We start from the raw sequence: 7,889 nt of genomic DNA, 5'->3' as shown, positions 1-7,889 counted from the left end.
CGGGCTAAAATCGAGGCAGCAACGGTCTGGTGCAGCACTTGACCGAACGTGTCGGGCACACCTGAAATCACAACGAACAATCAGCGTACCGGCGTGCCAATGGCGTAATCGAGCTGCACGCGGGCCAGGGCGGCTTCGGCGCGGGAATCGATCAGGTTGATTTCGGCGCGGGTCAGGCGCAGTTCGGCATTGAGCAGATCGTCGAGCGAGACGATGCCCAACTCGGCCGAACGTTCAGCCACCTGATAGGCGGCACGCGCCTCGTTAAGGGCGGTTTCGGCGGTGTGGATGCGGGCGCCGGCTTCCTGCAGCTGCTGGTAGCGGGTTTCAACGTCGCTGGTGATCTGGTGGCGGGTGGCCGCCAGCTGGTGGCTGTAGCGATCGACGGCGATACGTTGCTTGCGCCAGGCCGCCAGATTGCGGCCGCCCTGAAAGGGTTTCATGCTCAGGTTGAGGCTGACACTGTAATATTCGCGATCGTCCTCGGGATAGAGCGGATCATCGTATTCGCGCTGGTAGTCGGTCCAGCCGCCTTCGATCTGCGCCTGGGGCAGATTGCGTGCCAGGACGGCGTGGGCATCCTGCCGCGCCATCTCGATGCTGAGCTGAGCCAGCTGCAGATCGGGCCGCTGCTGCAGGGCCAACTGCAGGCAGTCACCGAGCTGACCACAGGGCGACAGGCTCTGCTCGGGCGCGAACTCGCCCTGCAGGTTCAGCGGTGCGCGAGCATCGAGGGCCAGCCACTGGCGCAGCTGGGCGGCGGCGATCTGCTGCTGTGATTGCGCGCGAATCAGTTCGTGACGGGCATTGGACAATTCCACCTCGGTTTCGAGCAGGCGCAGGCGCGGCGCCAGTTCCTGGGCCACCCAGGCGGCGGCAATCTCTTTCTGGCGCTGCAAACGTTCGACGGAAGCCTGCCACTGGGCGGCGCGCTGGCTGGCCTGCAGATGGCTGTAGAAGCTGGTAGAGACTTCCCGCACCAGTTGCTGGCGCATGAAATCGAGCTCGGCGCGGCGATAATCGCGCGACTGGCGCGCCCGTTTGACACCGGCCACACCGGAAAAGCTGGTGAACAACGGTTGCGTCAGCCGCACATTGAGGCTCTGGCTGTTCTGGTCGAGATAATCGGTATCGCGTTCGGTGTCGCTGTTGTTGGACAGATCGTTGACATTGTAACCCAGGCTCAGGGTCGGCAGAAAGGCACCCCAGGCTTCCAGCACCGCCTGGTCACTTTCATCAATCGCCAGGGCGTAGGCGTGAACCTGGGGATTGTAGGTCAGGCCCTGCTGGATGCAATCCTCCAGCGTCAGGTTGCCCGTCAGGGCCGCCGGCGGCGCCGCCAGAACCGGCACCGGCAGCAGCACGGCAAGGGCCAGGATGATCAACTGTTTCAGCATGGAAACCTCGCTGCGGTTCGTTGGTTGTGCCTGCGCCACCATCAGTTCTCCCGCAGGGCACGGTCGAAGTTTTCTTTCAGCGGCTCGATGATGTAATCAAGCACCGTGCGTGGCTTGGTACGGATAAACACCGCCGCCGGCATGCCAGCAGTGAGATACAGATCGTTATCGTAGAGCATCTGCTTGTCAATCTCGATATGAACGATGTAGGCCGGCTGATCGCCATAGGGGGTTTTCTGCAGCAAGCGGTCGGCAGAGATGTACACCACCTTACCATCGACCTTGGGCGTGGTGCGTTGACTGAAGGCCAGCAGCTGCACATCGGCCGGCTGGCCCTTGTACAGATGGGTGATATCCTTGACCATGATCTGGCTTTCGACGATCAGCGGACTGTCCTTGGGCACGATATCCAGCAGCGGCTGACCCGGGCTGATGACACCGCCACGCGAATGGACCTGCAAGGCGACCACCTCGCCAGCCACCGGCGCCGTTACCGTCAGGCGCGCACTGGCATCCAGCAGCGGCAACAGCTGCTGCTGCAGATCGAACAGCCGCTGCTGCACCTCGGCCTGTCGATTGCTGGCTCGCTGGCGATAATCCGTTTCGAGGCCGCTGATACGCAACTGGAACTCAGCGATCTTCTCGCGCAGTTCGGCCTGATTGCCCTGCAGCTGGGCCTTGAGGCCCTGATGCTCGGCAATGGCGCGCCGCAAACTGAGAATATGGGTCTTATCAATGTACTGGCTTTCGTACAACACCTGCTTGGCATCGAGTTCTTCCTGCAAGGCAGCGATGATCTGCTCCTCGGCCTGCTGACGGGCAGCCAGACTGCGGTCCTGCTCGCTGAGCTGATCAATCTGCTTGCGCAGCAGATCGGTCTGAGTCTCCAGCGCCTGCCGGCCACTGCTGAACACCTTCTGCACACTATCGAGCAGTTCGGCATACTGCTGCGGCGCGACACCCTCGATGGCTGCCGGCCAGTCAACCCGCGTGGCCAGCTCCTTTTCCGCCTGCAGCCGCACCTCGTCGAGCTTGGCACCCATGATCTGCAGTCGCAGTTGATCCGTGGCTGCCGTCACCCGCGAGCTGTCGAGCAGGATCAACGGCTGGCCGGCTTCGACCACATCGCCGTTGCGCACCAGGATCTCGCGGATGATGCCGCCCTCAAGATGCTGAACCGTTTTACGCTCGGTATCGATACGCACCTCGCCATTGGCAATGACCGCGCCGCTGATCTCGGCCAGGCTGATCCACAGGCCGCCCAGGCCGAAAAACAGACCGATGATCAGCAACCCCCAGAGGATGATGCGACGGCTGTCACTGAACTGAATCGGCAGACTCGGCGGCGGCGTGGTCTCGTCCTGCAACTGGGCATATTCCTCGGCGCTGATGCGGTTTTTACGCAGACGCTGCCACCAGCGAATCGATGCTTTGTCAGGAGTTAAATGATCTTGCTGGTTTTCATTGTCGGAATCGGACATGGAATAATGACCTTCGCAGGATGAGTGCTATAAGAAAAACAAAGCGGCAGTGATGGCAAAAAACCGCGCCCGCCCGTCAACCCGCCACCTGCTGGGCATTGCGGGCTTCCATCAACTTGGCCAATACCGCGTCGCGTGGCCCATAAAGCGACATCTGCCCGGCCTTGAGCAGCAACAGTTTGTCCATACCGGCCAGCAGCGCTGGTTTATGCGAAACCACGACCAACGTCGTGCCTTGTTCCTTTAATGCGGCGAACGACCGAAGAAGCGCCCCCTCACCTTCATCGTCAAGATTGGAGTTTGGCTCGTCGAGAATGACCAGACGCGGCCGGCCATAGAGGGCACGGGCCAAGCCAATACGCTGGCGCTGACCACCCGAAAGGGTCTGTCCACCCTCACCCACCCGGGTGTCATAGCCCTTGGGCAGGGAGAGGATCAATTCGTGAACGCCGGCTTGTTGAGCGGCACGAATGACCTCCTCGGAATCCACCGTACCGAGACGGGCAATGTTTTCGGCAATGGTGCCACTGAACAATTCGATATCCTGCGGCAAATAGCCCAGATAAGGGCCGAGTTTTTCCTGCTGCCAGGCATAGATATCATGACCGTCGAGACGAACCTTGCCAGCGCTGGCCGGCCACAGCCCCAGCAGCAGACGACACAGGGTGCTTTTGCCAGCACCGGACGGACCGATCAGGCCGAGAGACTCTCCGGCCGGGAGAACAAAATGAATGTCACGCAAAATGGCGTTGCCTTGAATGGCAAAACTGGCATGTTCGGCGGTCAGTTCCCCTTGAGGCGCCGGCAAATCCATCCCGTCTTCAGGCTTTGGCTGAGAAAATAGCGCATCAAGCCGCTTCCAGGCCCCCCGTGCCTCGATCATGCTCTTCCAGGAACCTATGCCCATTTGTACCGGAGCCAGCGCCTTGCCCATGACAATCGACGAAGCAATCATACAGCCGGCGGTAGCCTGCCCCTCCAGCGTCAGCCAGGCACCTACACCGTAGATAAACACCTGCATGGACTGACGCAACCAGCCCGACAGTGACTGCACCATGCCGGCCTGACGGCTGGCCTGGGTCTGCAATTTGGTTACGGTGTCATTAAATTCCTGCCAGCGCTGGGTCACGCCAGGCATCATGCCCATACTGTAGACGGTTTGGGCATTGCGGCGGGCAGCTTCGACAAACTTGGCTGAGAAGCCATTGACGGTGTTGGCGGCATCCAGCGGCTGGCGGGTAACCTTTTCATTGATTACCGCAAAAACAATCAGCAAAACAGCCCCGCCTGTCGCCACCAGGCCAAGCAGGGGGTGCAGGATATAGATGGCCGCAAGAAACAATGGCGTCCAAGGAATGTCAAACAACGTGAAGATGGCGTTGCCACCAAAGAAGTTGCGCAACACATTGACATCGCGCAGGCTGGCCTGCTGCTGCGCCGGGGTGCTGTTGACCGCCTGTTTCAGGACGCTGTCAAGCACATCGCGACTCAACGCCTGATCGATGGCCACGCCGCAGCGCACCAGCAGCCGCGAGCGGACAAACTCCAGCGCCGCCATCACTATCAGGGAGACTATCGCCGCCAGTGTAATGGCGTAAAGCGTCGGCATGCTGTAACTCGACAGCACGCGATCATAGATCTGCAGCATATAGATGGGAAAGGTCAGCTGCAGGGCATTGATAAACATGCTGAACAGCGCCCCAAAAATCAGATAGGGACGCCATTTCTTGAAAAAACTCTTCATAAAATCGGGCCTTTCGGCTACAGGACAAATGTTCTGGCGACAGCGGGAGACTGTGGCACAATTAGCATAACGCTGTCAAGGAAGGAGACGGCAGCCAGCTGCCGCTATGGCGAGGACCCAAGAATCCAGCGATAAAGATGAAGATATTGTTCAGCCATGCGTTCCGCAGTAAACAACTGCAGAAAACGCTGGTATGCGCCTGCACCCAGGCGCGCGGCAAGAACCTCGTCCTGATACAGTTGCAGCATGGCCTGACGTAACGCAAATGGATCCTCTGGCGGCACGATCAATCCGGTCTGATTATGCTGATTGATATAGCTCATTCCCGATCCGATTTCGCAGCTGATCAGCGGCCTGGCAAACAGGGCCCCTTCCAGCAGCGCCATGCCAAAAGCTTCGCTGCGCAGATGCGAAGGGAAAACCAGGGCGCGCGCCTGCTGCAACAAAGCCACCTTGGTCGCATCATCAACATGCCCGGCAAAATGAACATTGGAAAGGCCCAGTTCACGGACCTGTCGATGCAACAGGCTCTCCAGCGGACCGCTACCGGCGACAACCACCTGGAAAGGAGCGTGCCGGGCGGCTTCCAGAAGAAAAGACAGCCCCTTGTAATAACGCAGAACACCGACAAACAGGAAATAATCCCGTCCGAAACGCCGCAGCACCTCCTGCTGCCGGTCTGCACTCGGCACAGGATAGCTGGCCGGATCCAGTCCCAGAGGAATCACCTGGAGCCGATCCCTCATGGCAGAAAGCACCGGGCTGCTGGCCGCGTACTGGGGTGAAGTGGCCACAACGGCAGCCATACGGGCAAGAAACTGCCGCATCAGGGGTCGGTAAAGTCGCAGCCAGCCCTGTTGCCGTACAATATCGGCTTGATAGCTAACCAGCGCCGGCTTGCGCACGCAAGCCGCCAGATGCAGAAAATCGGCAAAGGGCCAAGGGAACTGGTAGTGCACCAGATCGGCCCAATCCACCAACGCTCTGAATCCTGCCAAGGCGGAAACCGAGATGCCACAGGATGCGATTTCGCATGTTCGGGGAAAACGATGCACCTCGGCCTCGGGACGTTGCAGAACTGCCGGCCGCGGACAGGGACTCAACGTAAAAATACGGTTCTGTACGCCCCGAGAAGTAGTGGCACGGCACAGCTGACGTATCGCTTCCTCCAGCCCCCCCTGGCTGTCAGGAAAATAGGTGCGATAAACATGAAGCACCCTCATGACACACTTCCAGATCGGCCGTCCCGTTGCACCCGGTCACGCCAATCATCGAGCAGCAAACTGAGGGTGTGGGTAAAGGGTATCTGCGGTTCCCAACCCAGCCAATGCTGCGCGGCGTCACAGCGACCATAGGCCAGGGGGATGTCCACAGGTCGCAGGCGGTCAGGATCGGTTTCGATGCGAATCGGGCAGCGGGTTTGACGGCAGAGCAATTCCAGTATCTCGGCAATGCGACGAGGCACACCACTACACAGATTCAGCACCAAACCCGCCGGCAACCAGTCAAGACGTTCCAGGGCCAGGGCATAGGCCCGCACCACATCGGCAACATCAAGAAAATCGCGTTGCGCCTGAAGGTTTCCGACCCGGATGACGCCCGGCTGCAGGCCGCATTCAATGCGGGCAATCTGCGCAGCGAAAGAGGAGGCGACAAAGTCTTCCCGTTGCCCCGGACCGATATGATTGAATGGCCGCAGGCGGACGATACGCAATCCGCCGGCAGCATACTGGCCAGCCATGAGATCGGCAGCCGCCTTACTGGCCGCATAGGGATTCAGTGGCTGCAACGACGCGGATTCATCGAGGGGAACTGCGGTTTTAAAGGAAGCACCATAGACCTCGGCCGTGCCGACAAAGAGAACTCCGGCTGTGGGAACATGACGGCGCAAGGCTTCGAGCAACGACAGTGTACCGAAACAGTTGACCTGCCAGGTAAGTTCCGGCTGCTGCCAGGCCGTAGGGACATGCGATTGGGCCGCCAGATGAACAACAGCGGTTGGCAAAAAATCAGCAACCGCCCGGTCGACAAGCGAAGCCTGGCACAAATCGACCTTAATGGTGTCACCTTCGTTGGCATGGGCATCCCACAACTGCAGTTCAGCGGTGTTCCAAGAGGCCTGCTGCCGCAAAAATCGCACCAGCCTCTGACCGACAAAACCACCGGCACCCGTTATGAGCAGGCGCTTGGACGACATCAGTGCTGACCGCTGTGCTGGCAGCGGCGCAGGTCGGCATCAACCATCAACTGGCAAAGCTGCTCAAGTGTCGTTCGCGCCTGCCAGTCTAATTCGTGGCGGGCCTTGCTGGCATCACCAATGAGCAGATCAACCTCGGCGGGGCGATAAAAACAGGAGTTAACCCGTACGCAGAGCTGCCCCGTGCGCCGATCCCGACCTTCCTCCTGCTCTGCCACACCCTGCCATTCCAAGTCGATATCGATGGCCTGAAACGCCAGCCGGACAAAATCGCGCACGGTTTCCGTCCGACCGGTAGCCAGAACAAAGGTATCAGGTTGGTCCGTTTGGAGCATGCGGTACATACCCTCGACATATTCGCGGGCATAGCCCCAGTCGCGTCTGGCATCAAGGTTGCCGAGCTCAAGCACCTCGACTTGTCCTGTGGCCCTGCGAGCAACAGCGGCGGTGATCTTCCGGGTCACGAATTCGCTGCCGCGCAAGGGCGATTCATGATTAAAAAGGATTCCGCTGGCAGCGAACAATCCGTAGCTCTCGCGATAATTCACTGTCATCCAGTGCGCATACAGCTTGGCAACACCGTAAGGACTTCGCGGATAAAACGGGGTAAATTCATTCTGCGGAATCGCCTGAACCTTGCCGAACATCTCCGAGGTGGAAGCCTGGTAAAAACGGATTTCCGGATTAACAATACGAATCGCCTCCAGCAGGTGAACCGGCCCGAGCCCGGTAATTTCAGCCGTGGTCAGGGGTTGATCAAACGACACCCCGACAAAACTCTGTGCCGCGAGATTGTAGACCTCTTGCGGTCGGGTGTTCTGCAACAGGCGAATGCTGGCGGAGAGGTCGGTAAGATCATACTCAACCAGATGCAGATGAGGATGGTCTGCGATGCCCAGTTCGGCGATCCGCCAGAAGGCAACCGAACTCGACCGACGGTAAGCGCCATAGACCCGATAATCCTTTTCCAGCAGCAACTGGGCGAGATAGGCACCATCCTGACCTGTGATACCGGTAATAACAGCGGTTTTCATTGCGAAAATATTTCCTTGTGTGTTGGTATTTCCTGT

General features: G+C 59.1%; 6 protein-coding genes. All 6 read right to left on the bottom strand.

Annotation, left to right across the window (positions count from 1 at the left end):
- Positions 1-80: 80 nt before the first annotated feature.
- Positions 81-1,397, bottom strand: a complete 1,317-nt coding sequence (locus BLR80_RS07715) for a TolC family protein (protein ID WP_171906368.1) — start codon at positions 1,395-1,397, stop codon at positions 81-83.
- A 41-nt stretch (positions 1,398-1,438) separates the two neighbouring features.
- Positions 1,439-2,878 carry an HlyD family type I secretion periplasmic adaptor subunit gene (locus BLR80_RS07710; protein WP_092078213.1) on the bottom strand — a complete coding sequence of 480 codons (1,440 nt, stop codon included), beginning with the start codon at positions 2,876-2,878 and terminating at the stop codon, positions 1,439-1,441.
- A gap of 76 nt (positions 2,879-2,954) precedes the next feature.
- Positions 2,955-4,622 carry a type I secretion system permease/ATPase gene (locus BLR80_RS07705; RefSeq protein WP_092078210.1) on the bottom strand — a complete coding sequence of 556 codons (1,668 nt, stop codon included), beginning with the start codon at positions 4,620-4,622 and terminating at the stop codon, positions 2,955-2,957.
- 104 nt (positions 4,623-4,726) lie between these two features.
- On the bottom strand, positions 4,727-5,845 hold the full coding sequence (locus BLR80_RS07700) for a glycosyltransferase (RefSeq protein WP_092078207.1): 1,119 nt from the start codon (positions 5,843-5,845) through the stop codon (positions 4,727-4,729).
- The gene (locus BLR80_RS07695; RefSeq protein ID WP_092078204.1) at positions 5,842-6,819 is read right to left on the bottom strand and encodes a GDP-mannose 4,6-dehydratase; all 978 of its coding nucleotides are present in this window, start codon (positions 6,817-6,819) and stop codon (positions 5,842-5,844) included. Before BLR80_RS07695 ends, BLR80_RS07700 begins: the two co-directional genes overlap by 4 nt.
- The gene (gene gmd / locus BLR80_RS07690) at positions 6,819-7,853 is read right to left on the bottom strand and encodes a GDP-mannose 4,6-dehydratase (protein WP_092078201.1); all 1,035 of its coding nucleotides are present in this window, start codon (positions 7,851-7,853) and stop codon (positions 6,819-6,821) included. The genes BLR80_RS07695 and gmd overlap by 1 nt, the downstream gene beginning before the upstream one ends.
- Positions 7,854-7,889: the final 36 nt, after the last annotated feature.

The sequence above is a fragment of the Desulfuromonas thiophila genome, from assembly GCF_900101955.1.
Classification (GTDB): Bacteria; Desulfobacterota; Desulfuromonadia; order Desulfuromonadales; family Desulfuromonadaceae; genus Pseudodesulfuromonas; species Pseudodesulfuromonas thiophila.
Note: the sequence above shows the minus strand (reverse complement) of the source record. Positions and strands in the feature narration are given on the sequence as shown.